This is a genomic window from Psychromonas sp. SR45-3, from assembly GCF_014163575.1.
GTDB classification, from domain to species: Bacteria; Pseudomonadota; Gammaproteobacteria; order Enterobacterales; family Psychromonadaceae; genus Psychromonas; species Psychromonas arctica.
Window position 1 is genome coordinate 67,846 of the sequence record NZ_JACJDP010000003.1, and the last position, 20,337, is coordinate 88,182.

A 20,337-nucleotide genomic window follows, 5' to 3' on the forward strand; every position below is an offset into this window, starting at 1 on the left:
ACATTCCTATTTTATTTATCTCCTATAACAACACAGAGTACTAACAAATAAGTGGTAAAGCATGCAGACATCAGAAAAAATAACAGCAAGTGCTATGGGTAATGAGCCCGTTAAAAAAGGTAAGCGCAAAACTTCTTTCTTGATTTTATTTATAGCCTTAGTTGTGATTGGTGCTGCTTGGTTTTTTTATTATGAGGTTTATGCAAAATACTCTGAAGAAACAAACGATGCTTATGTTAATGGCGATTTAGTAGTTATTTCTCCTCAAATTTCAGGCACCGTGAGTAAAGTGGTCGTGGATCAAGGGGATTACGTTAAAAAAGGCCAAGTATTGGTCAGTTTAGACTCCAATGATACACAAATTGCGTTACAGGCTGCGGAAGCTAAATTAGCTAATTCAGTGCGTGAAGTACGTAGCTTATATGCGACTGCTGGTAACGCGAAAGCGAGTTTGGAAGCCACTAAGGTAGAGTATAATCAAGCGATTAGTGATTATGAACGTCGTCAAAAGCTGGCTAAATCAGGGGCTATTTCACAGGAAAATTTAAATCATTATCAAGATCTGGTTGAAACCACTAAAAGCCAATATCTTGCTTCACAACAAGCGCTTAAAATGGCTATTTCATTAGTTGATAATACTGTGCTGGAAACCCACCCTGCGATTAAATCAGCAGTGGCTAATTTACGTCAAACTTATTTAAATAACCTACGAGCAGACATTGTTGCTCCAATCAGTGGCTACGTCGCAAAACGCGCAGTGCAATTAGGTAGTCAAGTCCAGCCTGGCACACAGATGATGGTGATTGTCCCATTACACCAAGTGTGGGTGGATGCGAACTTTAAAGAAAGTCAAATGCGCGATATGAGAATTGGACAATTGGTTACATTAACCTCTGACTTGTATGGAGAAGATGTAGAATATAAAGGCGAAATTGAAAGCTTAGGTATTGGGACTGGCAGTGCTTTTTCACTATTACCCGCTCAAAATGCTAGCGGTAACTGGATTAAAATTGTTCAACGGTTACCGGTGAAAATACGCTTATATAAAGATAACCAAGCACAATATCCCTTAAGAATTGGTTTATCAATGTTAGCTAAAGTGGATATTAAAGACACCTCTGGACCATTATTATCGAAAAGTGTGCAGCTGGAAGCGCGCTTTGATACTGATGTTTATCAGAACACGTTGCAAGAGGTTAATCATTTAGTGACCCAAATACTGCATGAGAATGTAGGTATTAATAATATTAACCCTGAATAGGGACGGTTATGAATGATCAAACCTATACGCCGCCGAGTATTGTCCTAGCAACTATTGCATTGGCTTTAGCCACTTTTATGCAAGTACTGGATAGCACCATTGCTAATGTTGCTTTGCCAACGATTGCTGGAAATTTAGGCGTTAGCTCAGAGCAGAGTACCTGGATCATTACTTCTTTTGCGGTGTGTAATGCTATTGCATTGCCACTCACAGGATGGCTTTCACGCCGTATTGGAGAACTGAAGTTATTTATTATTTCTGTTTCATTGTTTACGTTAACCTCTTTTTTGTGTGGTATCGCCACTAGCATGCCAGAGTTGATTACCTTCAGAGCGTTGCAGGGCTTTTTTGCTGGACCAATGTTCCCAATGTGCCAAACGTTATTACTTGCTATCTTTCCTTCGATAAAGCGAGGTGCTGCATTAGCTTTGATTGCGATGGTGACAGTAGTTGCTCCGATAGTAGGGCCGATCACAGGAGGTTGGATCACCGATAATTATTCTTGGCCTTGGATCTTTTTTATTAATATTCCAATCGGTATTTTCTGTTGTGTAGTGGTATGGGAGCAGTTAAAAGATCGAGTAGAAACAACGGCAAAAATGCCCATTGATTATATTGGTATTGCATTGTTAGTGTTAGGGGTTGGTTTATTACAAGTAGTATTAGACTTAGGCAATAATAAAGATTGGTTTGAATCCACACAAATTGTGATCATGAGTATTATTTCTGTTATTGCATTAATCTCATTTGTTATTTGGGAACTGACAGAGAAAAACCCAATTGTAGATTTATATTTATTTAAAGATCGCAATTATACCTTCGGTACCATTGCTTTAGTTTTGAGTTATGCCGCTTTCTTTGCCATCAATATTATATTGCCGCAATGGTTGCAGCTATATATGGGCTACACCTCTATCTGGGCTGGTCTTGCCGCTGCACCGATGGGAGTACTACCTTTAATATTAGCGCCATTAGTAGGGAAATATGCACATAAATCAGACTTAAGATTGCTCGCGAGTATTTCATTTGTGGTTATTGGTATTTCTTGTTTCCTACGCGCTAACTTCAATACATTTGTGGACTTTGCTTCAGTGGCCGAAGTGCAATTATTTATGGGGATTGGTATTGCTTTCATGTTTATGCCATTGACCACTATTTTCTTGTCTAACTTAAAAGGTCATCAAATAGCAGATGCTTCCGGTTTAACAACTTTTTTAAGAGTATTAGGTGCGAGTTTTGCGTCTTCCTTAACCACTTGGTTTTGGAATCGCCGTGCCGACTACCACCATGCAACTTTGACCGAGCACGTTAGTAATTACCAGTTAGGGGCGATGGACTATTTAGATAAAATGGGAGGCGCGACACAAGTTAATCTAGCATCCGTTAATAACATTGTTACTCAGCAATCATATATGATGTCGATGAATGATTACTTTTATATGCTAGGTTGTTTGTTTTTTGTCTTAATTGGTCTGATATGGTTTGCAAAAGGGCCTTTTATCAAATCGGCACCAGCGGTAGCTGGGCATTAAGCATAAACTTGTATTAGTTGAGTGGTTGGCAATAGGTTTTTCATTTAAGGTTGCTTAATGTAACTTATTGCTTTTGATTAGGAATAAATTATGTAATTGTGTCTCCATAATGCCCATTTTAATACTATTTTTTCAACACTATTTATTCAATGCTACTTTCAAATGTTATTTTTTTATAGGAAGGTTTCAATAAAAAAATAAAGCTACAAAGGTTACTTTACAGGGATTAATCATGACTGAATTAGAACAGCAATTAGCGTTTATCATCGAAATAGACAAACTAAAAGCGGTATACCGTCAAACCACGGTTAAAGAAGATAAAAACCGCCATGAAAATAGTGCAGAGCATAGCTGGCACATCACACTTACTGCACAGTTATTGCAAGGTTATGCAGAACAGCCGATTAATATGACGCGGGTAATTAAAATGCTATTGATCCACGATATTATTGAAATTGATGCGGGAGATCTATTTGCGTTTGCCAAACAAAAAGACCATCAGCAACAAGCTTTAAAAGAAGAAAAAGCGGCACAACGTTTATTTGGTTTATTGCCCACTTCACAAAACGAAGAGTATAAAAGTCTGTGGCTTGAGTTTGAAGAAGCTAACACTAGCGATGCACAATTTGCTAAATCTATGGATAGAATATTACCACTCGTGCAAAACATGAATAACCAAGGCGGTAGTTGGGCTAAACATAAAATCAGTCAATCTCAGGTATTAGCACGCAACAATCACTTACAAACTATAGCGCCTAAATTATGGCAATATGTTGTCGCGCAAACAGAGCTTGCAGTGACCAAGGGATGGTTACTTTAAACTCGTTCATTGAAGGTTCGTTTTTAACGTTTTGTCGATTGGAGTTACTGCTTTAACTTTTGTGAATAAGCCTTCCTAAATAAAGGTCTGCATAAACGTCTGCATATAGCCTTAAGCTGCCAATTGAATAACGTTGCTGGTTAAGGCTATTTGTATTTTTAAATAACTCCTATTTATCAATACTCTCTGTTTATAAATACTTTCTGTTTATAAACAATGTAACTCTATAAATGAACTCTGCTTATCAATAAACCATTCATCAAAAAATTCAAACAGCCTCTGCTTTGCCTTAGTATTTGTAACAAGAATTGTAAAAAATTAAATTATTTTTGTTCGCTTTTTAGCTGTACTATTTTATCTCTTCAGTCCTTTCAATAGTAGCTTTCAAGCGGTGCTAGATGTATTGTGACTAGCTAATAGTTATCAATTAAATAGCTGTCACAGGTTTGATTAAAATGAATGCGATAAAGAGAGATGATATGAGTAATAAAGTAGATTCTGTTATACCTACTGCCCCGATTAAACCCTACGTACACGACACTCACGGACATAAGCGCAAAGATAATTATTTTTGGCTACGCGATGATAAGCGAGAAGACCCTGAGGTACTGGCTTATTTAGAAGAAGAAAATAACTATACAGAACAACAAATGGCTCCTTTATCTTCATTGCAACAAGCGTTGTATGATGAGATGGTCGCAAGACAAGAGCCTGAAATAGAATCCGTTCCATATTTCAAAAAAAGCTTCTGGTATATCTCTCGTTACGATCAAGGTAAGGATTATAGCGTTTATACACGCCGTCAAAGTACCTTAGAAGCACCCGAAGAAATCTTTTTTGATTGTAATGAGCGAGCAAAAGGTTTTGCCTACTATCAATTAGGTGCACTTGCTTTATCGCCTAATTCAATGCTTTTGGCTTTCAGTGAAGATACGGTTAGCCGTCGTCAATATACTTTACATTTTAAAGATCTGCGCACTAATGAGATATTTGCAGATAGCATTGAAGATGTGACTGATGTAGTTTGGGCAAACGATAACAAAACGGTTTTTTATGTAAAACAACATACGCAAACATTATTGTCATATCAGGTATATCGTCATACCTTAGGAGAGCCTACTGCGAACGATGTTCTTATCTACGAAGAAACTGATGATACTTTTTCTCTGGGTTTATATAAAACACGATCAGAAGAATATTTAGTGATTTGTGCTGATAGCACAATGACCTCTGAATGTTTGATCATCGACGCAAACCAACCATATAAAGATTTTAAATGTTTCTTACCAAGACAAAGAGACCATGAATACAGTGTTGATCATTTCCATGGCCAATTCTTTATACTGAGTAATTACAGCGGCAAAAACTTTGCTTTACACACAATAACGACACAATTGGATGAGTTGCAAACGGTCCAACCTGAACACTGGCAAACACTAGTACCGGCAAGAGAATCTATTTTGTTGGAAGGTTATGAGTTAATGCAGGACTGGTTAATTGTTGAGGAGCGTGAACTAGGCTTGCCAGTATTACGACAAATCAATTTTAAAACCGGAGAGTCCCGTGCTCTGACTTTTCATGATCCCGTTTACACTGTGTTCAGCCACCATAACCCACAACCTGCGACGAGTAAATTTCGTTATCAATATACCTCTTTTACAACACCCTCTACAGTCTACGAATTAGACCTTGATAGTGGCAAAATTGTGCTGCTAAAACAAAGCCAAGTAATGGGGGACTTCGATAGTGAAGATTATCAAAGTGAACGTGTTTGGGTAACCGCAAGAGATGGTGCAGAAGTGCCTGTTTCATTGGTTTATAAGCGTGAACTATTTAATCATAATAATCCATTACTTGTTTATGCTTACGGCTCCTATGGCCATAGTTTAGATATTGGTTTTAGCTCTGCTAACCTAAGCTTGCTAGATCGTGGTTTTGTTTATGCTGTTGCGCATATACGTGGTGGTGAAGAGTTAGGTCGTGATTGGTATGAACAAGGTAAATTACTGCAAAAGAAAAATACCTTTAATGACTTTGTTGATGTGTCGAAGGCTCTGGTTGCAAAAAAATATGGCGCTGAAGATAACGTATTTGCAATGGGAGGGAGTGCTGGTGGTTTATTAATGGGGGCTGTTATTAACCAAGCTCCTGAATTATATCGCGGCGTGGTTGCTGCTGTGCCCTTTGTGGATGTTGTTTCAACGATGTTAGATGATTCAATTCCATTAACTACGGGGGAATATGATGAATGGGGTAATCCAAATGATCCTGAATTTTATCATTATATGCTTGAATATAGCCCCTATGATCAAGTTAAAGCCAAAGCTTATCCGAATATGCTAGTTACCACTGGATTGCATGACTCTCAGGTTCAATATTGGGAACCTGCAAAATGGGTTGCCAAGTTACGCGAGTTAAAGACTGATGATAATCAGCTAATGTTATATACCGATATGGAAGCCGGACACGGTGGTAAATCAGGAAGGTTTAAACATTTTGAAGATACGGCCAGAGAGTTTGCTTTTTTGATTGGCTTAGCGAACTGTTAAACTTTGTTTTGACTTGTAGGTGGTCTTGGATGGCTTACTTAATTAAAAAACTGTGCGACTGATTAATGGATTAACGCTTAGATAACAACTAATAAGTGATAAAAATGTAGCCCGTTTTTATCACTTATTTTTTACACATAATGTTAGCTAAAACTCCTTAATCTATTCATATCAAATTAATACTAAAACACTTCCACTTTTGTACGCCACTTTAGTAAGTAAGTTAGTAAGTTAAGAGCATGAAAGTAAAGGTATAATTGTTTTGAAAAATAACAAAAAAGGTGAGGTTTTATTGAAAGTGTTCTTTTTTTGATACTTACCCCTACGGTTGCTTTAGTCTTGTCGGATTAATTTACAGCCGTAAATGGATAACTTGAAATAAAAATCTATCCAAATATTCGATAACCTTCAATATTAAATGATGAAATAATATTATCTATACTTCTTTATGAGTGCTCTAGTTTAAAAAAGTATTTTTAATACTCATAAAAGAGTAAAGATATTTAGCCATGTTTTTTATATTCTAAGTATTTATTCTTACTCATACTCTTCATTTTTTTATGCATACTCTTTAAGCTTTTATATTTATATTTACTGACGATTTCTTTTACACTTAAAAATATAACTCTATGAGCTTATTTTTACATTTGCACTTAATCTTCTTAAAAAACAATTACTTAAATAGTTGGCCTGAAACCTGCAGTGTACTATACATACAAGTCACATTGACATGTTATTGAGTTTCAACCGATAGATACATGTTTATTTTTACAATAAAGGAATATAAAAATGAAAAAATTATTCGCACTTTTTACTTCTGCCGCACTTTTATTTGTTTCTAGTGTTGCTTCTGCTGTTCCAATTGATGGTTCAATTAAATTTTTTGGTGTTGCTAATACAACGACTGTAGCTGGAGTTGCTACGAAGGTTATATTTACAAATCAATTAGTAGGTGTGTCATCAGGAGATTTTGCTGTAGTGGCTCCTCTTACTGCAGCTGCGTTTACTAACTTAAACCCTGTAGTACCAACAGCTTCTTTATGGTCAGTGGGTGGCTTTACTTTTGACCTTTTGAATGTAATTACTAATACAGTTAGTGGAGCAGGTGCTGTTGAAATCTCTGGTTCTGGTATTGTTAGTGGTAATGGTTATGATGCGACTATATTTAGTTGGTTGTACACAGCACAACAAGGTGCTAACCAAACATTTTCAGCGAGTTCAATTCCAGCGCCTGCAGGTACTGCGTTACTAGGTTTAACATTACTTGCATTTGGTTTGTCTCGTCGTAACAAAAAATCATAATAATTAATTTTAAATAATTATTAAATATAATATTTATTAAGCTCAGGTTAAGTGAAAACTACCTGAGCTTTTTTGTTTTTTTTGAAGGCTATGACTATAGATATTCTGCTTGCGTCTATTTTAGTTATTCATTTTTATACTATGGTTTTATAAATTTCTTTAGTTATCTCCTATTTAGAATTTAAATTACTCAACACGCCCCCCCTGTTATTTCTTTATCAAAATACTTTTTTCATCCTCCAAGTTTGTAAATAAATTTAACTTATTACAATATTTATTTTTATACTCAATTGATGGTTTTACCATGATAATATTTCTTTTTTTGCTTATTGCTAACTTTGTGTTTTGAGGTTTTTATGGTTAAAAAAGATTCGTTACTACTCTCTTCAAATTATCTTCATATCAACTTGCCTTATTAGCGAATTACTTGATCTAGTTATATATACACTTAATATAATCAACTTATAGTTTGATTATAGTTTGATTATTTTTTTTTAATTAAGATCTTAAATTATTGATTTAAAAGTTTATGAGTGTATTGTTGAATTGAATTTATCAAGCTAATGAAGTGATTAGTTATTAATAAGGATATAAGATTCTTCTTCCTCTAAGTCATTAAGTAATGGAGACCTGAATGTACCTATTTAAGTATTTTGAGCCCGCTAGGTTGGATGTCATTGAAAGTGGATGTATTCGTTTAACGCAACCTATCGACTTTAATGATCCTTTTGAATTAAAGCCTGTTACTTCTATTTGTGGTATCAAAGATGCTATGCCAGATCTATCCAGCACAGAAGAAAACTTAGGTTCAAATAATAAAATAGATAAGCTACCAATAAAAGTGTCGAGCCCAGATTTAGAGTTTAAAGTTATTAAAGCGAATAAAAATTCATTCGAAGAGCAGCAAGTGCTTGCAACTACGCCGCCAGAGACTAATGGTGTTATGGGTGAAACTAGCGAACAAAATCAGGGAGAAGTAATAGGTGTACTTTGCTTAACTGAGGAGCCAGATAATTTATTAATGTGGTCACATTATGCTGACTCTCATCAAGGGTTCTGCGTTAAATTCGATACTTCTAATTACTTTTTTAATCAAAAGAGAACCAAGCAAGACGATTTTTACCATCTTAGAAAAGTTGAGTATATTGAGCAACATCCAATTAAAGTGATTAAGTCTAATGTCGGTGTAGACTTACTATTACATAAATCTGATACCTGGTCACATGAAAAAGAGTGGCGGTTTTGTGCAGTTTTGCACGACTCAGATATGCTTATCGAATGTGCGGATAGCGATATACATTTATTTAAATATCCTAAAGAAATCATTAAGGAGATTATTTTAGGAGCGAATGCTTCAGAGGAGCTTGCTGACAAAATAAAAACAATTATTGACCAAACTCCAGAGTTTTCACACGTGAAGTTGACTAAAGCCTATATTGCAGAAAAGTCCTATCGCTTAGAATTTAAAAGTTTATAAATACACTTATTATTTGAATCCAAGTAATTCCCTAAGTGCTTTTTTGTAATAAAAAATAGTCGTAACGCTCGATTAGTAACATTCGATTCGTAACATTCGATAAAGGTTAAGCTTATTTATTGGAGCAAGTTATCATTTAAATCACTAAACTGTACCTTTACGCCCTGAGCTCCTTTTTGCACAAAGAGTTACTTTTGTACAAGGAGCTACTTTTTGAACATCGAGCAAGTAACTAAGGTATAAACGAATAAGCATAAGCGGCTTAATTCAGGACATTTAACCCTTATTTGAGTCACCAATGCTAACGCCTTTAAGACTCTATTTGCTTACGAAAAAACTGCACCATTTCATCACGGGTCTTAAGGTGTTTGAGATGAAAAATATCCATCGGGAATAGTAGTTCAATCACGCCAGTATCAAAGATACGTTTTACTTCGTACTCATTATGAGCAACATCTTGTTGGTATCTATAATTTAACCAAGTTTTATTCGTATGGATAATAAATTCCACTCGCATACCGCCTAAACGAGCAAAAAACTTCATCATAGCTGTTTTATCACTCGACCCTACTGCGCGACCTTGATATTGAGAATGTTCACTTAAAGTGTCGGAGATATCCTCTAAAACCATTAAAGAATTAGCTTTTGAAGCGCTACGCGTAAGGTGTTGTTGAAAAGCTTTTACATCGCTTACCGAATCAAGTACAGCCATCAATCCAAGTTCATCATCTACTGCAACCGCTGGATTTTTTTGGTTTTTTCGTAATAACTTTAAAACCTTTGCCTGCGGTGGTTTTTTTCTAATAGAAACATAAATGGGTGTTTTTTTCACTCCGACGGTAAAACTACGACGTTTTAATAGAGTTAACTTTTCACCTTTTGCTAGTTGTATTAACTTAGCCTGTGCTGGATCCAAAACCGTTACTGCATTACAGCTAAAGTCTTCTGGTCGATGTTTTGAATAAAGGTAGACGGGATCCAGTTCTCCTATTTTTAAATTCGGACTCCAAACATAACCGTTTAAAAAGGCTAGAAAAGCGGAAAATTTGCTTTCAATGTCTGTTTCTCGTTCTCGTTGATCGATACTTGCTGCGAGGGTCATTAAAATGAGTTTACGGCGTGCTTCAAAGCGTGCTTTTTTATGGTAACCATCATTGAACATGATTAATAATAGCTCAACGGGGTTGTTAGTGACTTCTATCTCATTGGTCGCTTCAATATGTGATGCATAGGGAGAAAGGATTTTACCAATAATAGAGTGAATGACCGCATCAGCTGTCCGTGAGTACTCATCTACACGGCTCTTTATTTCATTGAGGTTACCGTTGATGCCAAACATATTACCTAATAAGCATAATGCTCGCTCAGAGCGCTTTTCTCGTAATGCTTTATCTGAAATGAGGGTTTGAATTTGCTCAAAATCATCAACACCTAAAAATTCAAATATTTGGCTACGTAAAGCGCGATATTTTGTGACGTTGTTAGGATTCTTTTGTAAATTTTTTAGCCATTGACGCGTTTGTTGAGAAAAGCGTCCGATATTTAGTGAATGTTCAGAAACAGTGAAAGGCCCTGATTGTTGAAGAGAAGTAAAAACGCTGTTTGTAGAGAGCACTGACATAAAACCACCAAAACGATATAAAACCCATGCATTAACTGCATTCATTCAATAAATATACACTAATTAATTGATTTAAAAATAATAAAAATGAGAAGCACTATTAGAATGATTATTACGGTTGCTGAGATGAAGTTTAATTAAAGCGGCTTAGCAAATAATTTTATCCCTGATTTAATATAAAAATACATAGAAAATGAGGTGTTAACTGATTCTGTTTATTTGTCACTAAAGGTGTTGATATGGCGAGTAAATAATATTTAATTCCTTGTTCTGGTTTGATAATAACTAACATAGAGAGCATAAGATATTGAAAAAAAATGTAAGTGTAACGGATCTTTATCTTAGAGCTGTTTGTAAATTTAACTTTTAGGTTTCAAGGATTTTACCTGCATTTACATTTGTTCATCTTAGTTCTCTGTTTTTTTACTCGGTATTTAACAAGTCATAATAAAAAATAAAGCTATTGATTTTATTGATGTTTTTGATCTCATTAGTCTTTAAGTAAACTAACGATAATTTCCATTCTTGCTACACTTTAGAGGTATCTGTCAATGTCGTCAGATACTAAATAGGTGCTTTTAGATCTCTGATTGAGCACATTAAAAACTAAAGGAAATAATAATGATTGATAACCTAGCAAGAAAAAATAACGTAAATATTATCGCTCAACAAGATCAGTTAAATAAGGAATACTCACAGCTTAAAACACACTATGATGAAAAATATAAAGCAGGTTGGTACTTTATGAATGCGCAGCCTCGCCCATGTTTTAGTACCTTATTATTAGATGAGTTAAATGATTATGCGAAAAACATTAAAGCAGAGATGGTTACTAGCGAACAGCAAAAATATGATTATCTGATCCTTGCTTCTGATGTTGATGGTATTTTTAATTTAGGTGGCGATTTAGCCGTTTTTCTTGAATTGATAAAAAAACAAGATCGCGCAGGATTGCTCGCTTATGCGACCAAATGTATTGATGTTTTGTACCATAATATCACTCATCTTGATTCAGAACTGACTACTATTGCTTTAGTTCAAGGTGATGCACTTGGAGGAGGGTTTGAAGGTGCTTTATCAAGTAATGTCTTAATTGCTGAGCGCGGCACCAAGCTTGGCTTGCCAGAGGTCTTATTTAATCTATTTCCTGGAATGGGAGCATATTCATTACTTAGTCGAAAAGTAAGTGCAGCAAAAGCAGAAGAAATTATTTTAAGTGGTAAATTGTATGTAGCAGAAGAGTTGTTTGAGTTAGGGATCGTTGACATACTGGCTGAGAAAGGAGAAGGAGAAAAAGAAGTCTATCGTTATATTAATGCGGCAAATCGAAAAGCAAACAGTTATCAAGCTATTCGCAAAGTACGTGATATTTGCGCGCCGATTCCTTATAAAGAGCTAATAGATGTGACTAATATTTGGGTCGATTCAGCGTTAAAGTTAACAGCTAAAGATCTTAGAATGATGGAAAGGTTAGTGATGCGTCAATCAGCAAAAAATATCTCATAATCTAAGTTATGCAAAGTTCCCATTTCAAAATAGATATAAATCCATAGCAAAAGCACTATAACTTTTATCTTATTTTCCTGTAGAAGATTTTACTAAGGCATTATTTAAAGCTTCTACAGTTTTAATAAAATTGTATTCAATATCACTCACTAATACAGTGATCTCTTGAGTGCCAATATCATAAGGTTTGCATTCCTCTCCTTTCCTACATATTTCAGCTAGTCTGTTTGCTCCAAGCTCCGATGCAGCACCTTTTAAAGCATGCAGTGATTCACGGAATTGCAAATAGTCACTATTAATAGCTTGTTGTAAGTATTTAATATGTTTATTACCGTCTTCTGTAAAACCTGTTATTAATCGTCTCATAAATTCAACATCATCATCTAATAGAAATAGTTCTTCAAGGACGGCACTATTATACCATTCACTCTCTGGCTGTTGCTTGTTAAGGTTTGTTATGGTAGTTGAAGTATTCGTTATGTTGCTAATAGTCGAATTAGAAGTGTTGGAAATTACCGCTATTTTTTTCAATAGCTCATGAGAATCAATGGGTTTAGTTAAAAATTCATTAATACCTAAGCTAATACCTAATGCCCTCGCTTCAGGGGTGGCATCGGCCGTTAACATAATAATTGGAAGTGTGTTGTTGGTGTCCATAAAGCGTAATGCTTGTACAACTTCATCACCAGAGCACTTAGGCATATTTTTATCGACAATTAATAAGTCAAAGTGTTCTAAATTGGCCGCTAATTTATCTAACGCCTGCTCTCCGTCATCAGCGATGACAATAGAATGACCTGCTCGTTTTAGAATACCTGACAGTACTTGTTGGTTAACCTTATTGTCTTCTGCAATTAAAATATTTAATGCTTTAGCGCCGTGCTGGCTTTCATAAAACTCACTCAAAGAAACGACTTTTTTATTCTGACTATCGATATGTTGTGCGGTATGTAAGGCATTAAATAATGATCGTTTATCATTGATGTCGGCAATCACCGATACAAAGTGTTGCTCTATTTTTTCATTATGCAGGTGTTTATCTTCTGGGTTAAGCAGTACTAATGAGAGTCCGTCTAATAATTTTTCGGATGTTAATAGTGTAATAAATTGTGTGGGGCTCATGCCTTGTAGGCTAAAGCGATCCACAAGCAGTATTTTATAACCAAGTTGTTGTTCTAATGCTTGTTTTTGCATCGATAATGCATGCACTGGAGAGGTGACAAAATCTGCTGATAGATCCCAGGCTTTTAGAAAAGACTGGATCGATTTTTGGGTGGTTTCGGTTGCCATAATTAATAAATCATTGTCACTAACGGTTAAAGATATATTGGGGAGAATAGTAAAAGGCAATTCAAACCAAAAGGTTGAGCCTTGATCTAATTCACTTTTAACACCTATTTTTCCACCCATTAACTCCACTAATTCTTTTGAAATAGTGGTACCTAGTCCGGTACCATCTATATGGCGTATTGTGGCTTTTCCGACCTGCGTAAAGTCATCAAATACGTTAAGTAATGACTGTTTATCAATACCAATCCCAGTGTCCTTGATGTCAAAACGAATGACAGTGGTATCTTTCTGCTCTGATACTTTATATACATGCAGTTTAATGGACCCTTGGTCAGTAAACTTTATCGCATTACCGATTAAATTAACTAAGACTTGACGAATGTACTGCTGGTCAGCTTCAAGCCGTAACGGTACATCAGAATCAATCGTTGAAGTAACGATTAATCCTTTTGCTTTAGCAATCAATTTTTGGGTACCAATAATAGAGTTAATTAACGCATGTAAATCCACAGACTCTTTATTAATCTCTATTTTCCCGGCCTCAATTTTGGAAATATCGAGTACTTTTTCAATCAAGCCTAATAATGTTTTTGCTGAGCTTTGCATGGTGCTTACAAGGCTGCGTTGTTCTTGGTCGAGTTTAGTTTCAGTGAGTAAGTCACCAAGACCTAAAACACCATTCAAAGGGGTTCTTAGTTCATGTGACATATTAGCTAAAAAGCGAGTCTTAGCTTGGTTCGCTTTCTCTGCCATGTCGATTGCTGCATATAGTTTTTTTATTAAAAATATGGAATACAGCGGGATCAAGGTAATGACGATTAAGAGACTGATTGCCACCCTTGTATTTTCTTGCCAATAATCCCCCCAATAAATAGCAGATAAAAAACCTATTGTTGCTACTATCAGGGAGATATAAAGATAATTAACACCGAACCTAAATCCATTACCTAAAATAACCCATAGATAAAATACAAATAAGTAGACGGTTTCTTCGGCGGCGGTCGCCATTAATATAGAGAGTGAAATTAAATCTAAAAATATTCCAATTACTCTTCTTGTTGGACTGATTCTAGTATTGACCATAATGGAAATAAAGATAGCGAGCGCCATGCTTGTCGCCGTTAATATTACTATTTTTATGGTTGAATCGAATAGGCTACTAAGTGGCGCTTCAACGCTCCATGGGATGCACAAAAAAATGACTAATAACAGGCTTATAAAAACACGTACTAAGGCTTGTTCAGGTTCTGGATCATCAGTTTGATTTACATAGGTTTTGACTGCATTTAGTTTTTTACATAGTAGGTTCATTAAGACATCGAATCCATTTAATCGTCTATTGTGAGCTAGAGGTTATGGTGTGGTGTTCTAATGTTTAAATTGCCTTGCTAACACTCCACCTTTTATGTGTTAGCGATTACATTCTAATAATTGTCAGTAGCCAGCGATTAAGAGCAAGTGCTCAGTCATTTTCTATTGAGAATAAGTTATTAGTCATTAATATTTAGTTGCTATCAGCTATCAGGGTATTCTCGGTTTATTGCTATTATGTTATCTAATCGTTTTAAAAATGCATCAACACAGCGAGGATCAAATTGCGTACCGGATTGTTTTTTCAGAAAATCAATCGCATCTTCAAGTGGCCAGGCTTTTTTGTAGGGTCTAACAGACATTAATGCATCAAATACATCGGCAACGGAAACAATACGTGCGATTAGTGGGATTTGAGAACCAGTTAACTGATTAGGGTAACCTTCACCATTAAAGCGCTCATGGTGATTAAGGGCTATAATGGCGCCCATTTGCATATATTTTGATTGACTACCCGAAAGAATTTCATATCCAATCGTGGTATGAGTTTGCATGATTTCCCACTCTTCTGGAATAAACTTTCCTTCTTTTAATAAGACACGGTCAGGAATACCAATTTTTCCAATATCATGCATTTGCGCAGCATGTTCAAGATCATTACATTCATTCTCATTTAAGCCGATTTCTTTAGCTATTTCTTTGGCATATTTTGCCATTCTAATAACATGATTACCGGTTTCTTCATCGCGATATTCACCTGCTTTCGCAAGTCTTAAGATCGTTTCTTGTTCTCGCTGAAGAATTTGTTCTGTGGCTAAATGTACTTGCTCTGCTAACCAATCGGCTCTATTTTGAATGATCACATGTTGCTTATGTAGTTTTAATAAGTTTCTGCAACTTGTACGGCATTCGATTTGGTCGATAGGTCTATTTAAAAATGCGGTTGCACCTGCTTCTAGGGCTTCATGACGCACTTTTTTTTCACTAACAACAGTGATCATCATGATCGGAATATGTTCACCTGTTGCTGTGTTACGCACCGCTTCAATGAACTCTATTCCATTTAAACCGGGCATTCTATAATCGGTGACAATAAGGTCTGCTTGGTTGTCTTTTAACCAGTTTAGTGCTTTTCTAGGATCAGCAAAATCAATAACTGTAATATCATCAGCAATTTGTAGAATAATTTTTTCTAAGATCATCCTTCCCGTTGATTGATCATCAACGATCACCACTTGTCTTTGGTCATTCACAATAGTACTTCCACTTAAATTTTAAATAATTAGCTTATGAATAGGATTGGGGTAATTTAATTTACCCTCTAGTAATTTTCCTATTACTTGGCATCTAATTTTATACATATGATTATTATTATGTGTATCAGCATCTCCAAGACCGCTGTAAATGAGAAGCTTGTTGAGATGGTTTTATGACAGAGTATAGATGATAACGTATCTTTTAGGTTGTTTAATAAAAAATGATCAATTAAATCCTATTGGGACACTAATTGCGTTATTTTATCACTACTATTATTGTTTTTGTTGATTTTAAATAACACAAAAATACTCAGTTATGAGTAGCGTAAATGACTGCAATTTAGAACACAACCTAAACCTGAACTTTAATTACATATGTTTATAAGTAAAATTATCGGTATATTACAAAGGTACAGATTCTTTAATCGTGAAGTATTTGATAATGAACTAGTTAATGCTAGCGCAGTTAAGAACGTGAAATAAATATTGATTCAGTAAATAGTAATGCGGTCATGTAATTTATTTTATTAATCGATTTTGATTAAATCATCGTATGTAATAACCTCGTACTATTAACGCATAATCATTTACTATCCACTATGTGATTATTTTCTTCTTAATAAATTAAGGAAACGACCATGACTCAAAGCTTCAATAACAGCCTCATTAAAACGGCTATTGTTGGTTATGGCTTTTCAGCTAAAACCTTCCATCTTCCTTTTATTGACACTCTATCTGAATTTGATGTAACCGCGATCAGTAGTAGTCAAGTTGATACTGTTGAGCAAGATTGGCCCAAAGTGCAGCATTATCTAACTGCAGAAGAGATGATTTGTAATACCGATGCGCAATTAGTGATTATTACTGCACCCAATAATGTACATTTTTCATTAGCTAAATTAGTGTTAGAAAATAATAAGCATGTTATTTTAGAAAAACCATTCGTAACAAAAATCACCGATGGAAATACTTTGATAAGTCTTGCTAAAGAAAAAGGCTTATTACTTAGCATTTATCATAATCGTCGTTGGGACGGGGATTTTTTAACGGTTAAGAAGCTTATTGAAGAAAAAACACTGGGGCAGATCAAGCATTTTGAATCTCATTTTGATCGTTTCAGACCTGTTGTTCGTCAACGCTGGCGAGAAAATTCTCAAGATGGTGGTGGTATTTTATTTGATTTAGGGCCGCACCTAATTGATCAAGCTTTACAACTATTTGGACTACCTGATGCGATTACAGCACATTGTAAGATCACGCGTGAAGGCTCCTCAAATATTGATTATTTTAATTTAACACTCCATTATCCCGATAAATTAGCCTCTTTGAGTGCTTCTTTATTCTCTGCTGGCCCCAATTTACGTTTTAATATTCAGGGGGACCAAGGTACTTACAGAAAATTAGGATTGGATCCGCAGGAAGATCTATTGAAAGCAGGTATACGACCTGACGGTGAACATTGGAATAATGAAAGTGTAGAGCAATACGGTACTTTATACACTGAAGACGCGTTAGTGGCGGTTAAAACAGAATTAGGTGGTTACCAACACTTTTATCAAGGTATTGCTCATGCTATTAATAACGCTGGTCAAGTGCCCGTTTCTGCAGAGGATGCATTATGGAATATCCGTTTGATTGAATTAGCGATGGAAAGTGAACGTTTAGGTAAAACAATGGCAGTTAAATTATGAGTTCAACCTATTCATTAAATGATTTATTAGCACAAGAATCACAGTTACAGTTTACGTTTTTTAACCATCAAACAGCTTGGGCGTTAGGCTGTAAATTGAAACAGTTAGCCGAAACGAGAGAGGCACAAGTTACGATTGAAGTTTATGCTTTTAACCAATGCCTATTTAGCTACGCAATGCCTGGAACTCAGCCTGATAATCTACATTGGATCAAACGTAAACGTCAAACCGTGTTGCGTTTTGGTCATAGTTCTTATTATATAGGTCAATATAATAGCGCTAAGCATAGAGTGTTTGAACAGCAAGACCATATTGACGCTGATCTGTATTGTGCTCATGGTGGGGCTTTTCCAATTATTATTAAAAATTCAGGTGTAGTAGGGGTGGTGACAGTTTCTGGATTACCGCAGGAGCAAGATCATCAACTGATAGTAGATGCCTTGGCGGAGTTAGTTGAGTCGTACTGACCATGATTTATTTACTTTGAAATTTTATAAAAGCCATTGCTTATGTTATCTGCAATGGCTTTTTGCTATTTCTCTGTTGCGCATTCTTACTTAATACAGTTTATCTTAGCTAGGTTTAATGAGCGCCTTTAAATCTATTGCCCGTAGATATCAAAGCTAAAATAACTTGCTGCTATTTTATCATAGGTACCATTTTTACGGATTTCTGCAATAGCGGCATTAAATTTCTCTGCTAATGCTTTATTATTTTTACGAAAAGCCAGTGCAGTACCTTCCCCTACATAAGCTTTATCAGTTACTAACTTACCTTTTAACGCAAAGTTAGCGCCACGTTCTTTTTCTAAAAAAGCTAACACTAATTGATCTGAATTTGCAAAGGCGGTATCTAAACGACCATTGGCTAAATCAATATATACTTGGTCTTGTCCGCTATAGCGTTTGATAGTAGCAACATCACCGTACATATCAGTCACATAATTATCATGTATGGTACCCACTTGAACGCCAATAACTTTACCTGTTAAGCCTGCTTTATCGATATTGAAATTTGCATCTTTAGCGGTCACAAAACTGGCTGGTGTTTGGTAATATTTATGACTAAATAAAACACGTTTTTTACGATCTTCAGTAATGCGCATAGAGGCCATAATCGCGTCCGATTTTCTTGATAATAAACCTGGAATTAGTCCATCCCAACTTTGTGTTACCCACTCACATTTTAGCTCTGCTTGTTTACACAAAGCATCTGCGATCTCTATATCAAAACCAACCGGCTTACCGGTATTATCCTTATAATTAAAAGGGGGGTAAGTAAAGTCAGAAGATAGGCGTATAGGCTTAGTTTCTTGGGCTTGTAATGGGGTAATAAAAAGTGACGATAATACAATCGCTGCAATATGTAATGCTTTCATGTTTAGATCCTTCTAGCGTAATGTTATTGTATATGTTTTAGTGTATTGAGTGTTTCGAGCATACTTTTTTTGGAGCCGATAGTGATTCGTACACAGTCACTAAGCGCGGCTTCATGAGCTTGGTTACGTGTAATAATTCCCTGCTTAACGAGGTAATTAAATACATTAAGGCCGGCATTAAACTTAATTAATACAAAATTAGTCTGGCTACTATAAATCGTCTCAACAATATCTAGTTGTTGTAACTCAGATGTAAACCAATCACGAATCTCAATCAATTCAGTCGTTTGTTTGAACATGGCTTGTAAGCCAGTGTCTGATAATGCTTTTAATGCAATTTCAGCACTAGGATCCGCGATAGGGTAAGGTGGAATAAGACGGTTAACATAAGCCATTACACTGCTATCTGCTAACAAAAATCCACAGCGAATAGCGGCTAATCCAAACGCTTTTGATAGGGTGCGTATTACGATTAAATGTGGGTATTTATTCATTAAGTGCAACGCACTTTGATGTGCTGAAAATTCAATGTAAGCTTCATCGATAACCACTAAGGTAGATGTTTTACTGGTCTCTAATAATTCAATAATATCGGCTTGGTTAATACTATTACCGGTAGGATTGTTAGGTGAACATAAAAACAATAAGCTGCTGGTGGGCAACTGAGTTTTAATCTGTTCAACATTTAATTGAAAATTATCTAACAACGGGATTTTATTGCTTGTTACTGCAAATGAATCGGCGCAAAACTCATACATTCCATAGGTGGGAGGGCAAATAATTATTTGGTCATTCCCTGGTGTACAAAAAGTACGAATCAATAGATCTATTGCTTCATCTGCACCTCGTACGGTCACTATTTCACTATCTAATTTACCAACACCTTGCTCGCAATAAGCGAGGTAAGCTTGTGCAGTGTCCTGTGGTAAAAAATCAGGATAACGATTGTATTGGTTATTGCTACCTTTAGAGAGGTCACCATATTGAGCGCACGTTTCAAGTTCATTAGCATTTAGCCATAAATGTCCGCTACCGCCTAAACGACGTGCAGACTGGTAAGGAACTAGCTTTTCTACTGCGCTTGGTACTAATGTTGATGCTAATGATTTCATTAACGTGTTTCCGATTGAAGTTAAATACAGCTAAAAATTAAAGTTGAATATTTATACTGCAAAAGTGCGTAAATATTCATTTTTTGGATTGTAAGCGATTTAAACAAATGTTCATTGAAATAAGAAACGAAAAATTGGTATAGTAGATATGCAAAAAACACATGGCTCAATGGTTGCCCCTGTTAATAGGTAACGGGGTAGATGCTTTATTCGTATAAACACATCTAGTGT

At 35.6% G+C, this 20,337-nt stretch carries 14 protein-coding genes; 9 read left to right on the plus strand and 5 right to left on the minus strand.

The window, feature by feature from the left end; all coding sequences use genetic code 11:
* The first annotated feature begins 61 nt into the window (after positions 1-61).
* The 6 genes from H5084_RS02850 (at position 62) to H5084_RS02875 (ending at position 8,941) form a co-directional block, all read left to right on the plus strand.
* Positions 62-1,261, plus strand: a complete 1,200-nt coding sequence (locus H5084_RS02850) for an efflux RND transporter periplasmic adaptor subunit (protein ID WP_182689471.1) — start codon at positions 62-64, stop codon at positions 1,259-1,261.
* An 8-nt stretch (positions 1,262-1,269) separates the two neighbouring features.
* Positions 1,270-2,793: a DHA2 family efflux MFS transporter permease subunit gene (locus H5084_RS02855; RefSeq protein ID WP_182689472.1), complete on the plus strand. Its 1,524-nt coding sequence runs from the start codon at positions 1,270-1,272 to the stop codon at positions 2,791-2,793.
* A gap of 232 nt (positions 2,794-3,025) precedes the next feature.
* Positions 3,026-3,613, plus strand: a complete 588-nt coding sequence (locus H5084_RS02860) for an HD family hydrolase (protein ID WP_182689473.1) — start codon at positions 3,026-3,028, stop codon at positions 3,611-3,613.
* Positions 3,614-4,092: 479 nt separating this feature from the next.
* The gene (locus tag H5084_RS02865; protein ID WP_182689474.1) at positions 4,093-6,162 is read left to right on the plus strand and encodes a S9 family peptidase; all 2,070 of its coding nucleotides are present in this window, start codon (positions 4,093-4,095) and stop codon (positions 6,160-6,162) included.
* Between the two features lie 789 nt (positions 6,163-6,951).
* Entirely contained in the window at positions 6,952-7,464 is a 513-nt protein-coding gene (locus H5084_RS02870) for a hypothetical protein (protein WP_028868005.1), read from the plus strand.
* 634 nt (positions 7,465-8,098) lie between these two features.
* Complete coding sequence (locus H5084_RS02875) at positions 8,099-8,941, plus strand: DUF2971 domain-containing protein (protein ID WP_182689475.1); 843 nt, start codon at positions 8,099-8,101, stop codon at positions 8,939-8,941.
* A gap of 310 nt (positions 8,942-9,251) precedes the next feature.
* Here H5084_RS02875 and H5084_RS02880 read toward each other — a convergent pair whose 3' ends face one another.
* On the minus strand, positions 9,252-10,607 hold the full coding sequence (locus tag H5084_RS02880) for a hypothetical protein (RefSeq protein WP_240923612.1): 1,356 nt from the start codon (positions 10,605-10,607) through the stop codon (positions 9,252-9,254).
* Between the two features lie 576 nt (positions 10,608-11,183).
* Between H5084_RS02880 and H5084_RS02885 the strand changes: the two genes are divergently transcribed.
* Positions 11,184-12,068 carry a crotonase/enoyl-CoA hydratase family protein gene (locus H5084_RS02885; protein WP_084296259.1) on the plus strand — a complete coding sequence of 295 codons (885 nt, stop codon included), beginning with the start codon at positions 11,184-11,186 and terminating at the stop codon, positions 12,066-12,068.
* Positions 12,069-12,137: 69 nt separating this feature from the next.
* Here the strand turns inward: H5084_RS02885 and H5084_RS02890 are convergent, their stop codons facing one another.
* Together H5084_RS02890 and H5084_RS02895 are read right to left on the minus strand one after the other, a co-directional pair.
* The gene (locus H5084_RS02890) at positions 12,138-14,669 is read right to left on the minus strand and encodes an ATP-binding protein (protein WP_182689476.1); all 2,532 of its coding nucleotides are present in this window, start codon (positions 14,667-14,669) and stop codon (positions 12,138-12,140) included.
* A 203-nt stretch (positions 14,670-14,872) separates the two neighbouring features.
* Complete coding sequence (locus H5084_RS02895) at positions 14,873-15,922, minus strand: HD domain-containing phosphohydrolase (protein ID WP_310735729.1); 1,050 nt, start codon at positions 15,920-15,922, stop codon at positions 14,873-14,875.
* Between the two features lie 641 nt (positions 15,923-16,563).
* Here H5084_RS02895 and H5084_RS02900 point away from each other — a divergent pair.
* Together H5084_RS02900 and H5084_RS02905 are read left to right on the plus strand one after the other, a co-directional pair.
* Positions 16,564-17,616 (plus strand): oxidoreductase, encoded by a 1,053-nt coding sequence (locus H5084_RS02900; protein ID WP_182689477.1) that lies wholly within the window; start codon positions 16,564-16,566, stop codon positions 17,614-17,616.
* Positions 17,613-18,083, plus strand: a complete 471-nt coding sequence (locus H5084_RS02905; RefSeq protein ID WP_182689478.1) for a heme-degrading domain-containing protein — start codon at positions 17,613-17,615, stop codon at positions 18,081-18,083. Before H5084_RS02900 ends, H5084_RS02905 begins: the two co-directional genes overlap by 4 nt.
* Positions 18,084-18,217: 134 nt before the next feature.
* On the opposite strand, the gene H5084_RS02910 is transcribed toward H5084_RS02905, so the two are convergent.
* A complete protein-coding gene (locus H5084_RS02910) occupies positions 18,218-18,994 on the minus strand; it encodes a transporter substrate-binding domain-containing protein (RefSeq protein ID WP_182689479.1) in 777 nt (258 codons plus the stop codon).
* Positions 18,995-19,017: 23 nt separating this feature from the next.
* Positions 19,018-20,106, minus strand: a complete 1,089-nt coding sequence (gene hisC, locus H5084_RS02915) for a histidinol-phosphate transaminase (RefSeq protein ID WP_182689480.1) — start codon at positions 20,104-20,106, stop codon at positions 19,018-19,020.
* Positions 20,107-20,337: the final 231 nt, after the last annotated feature.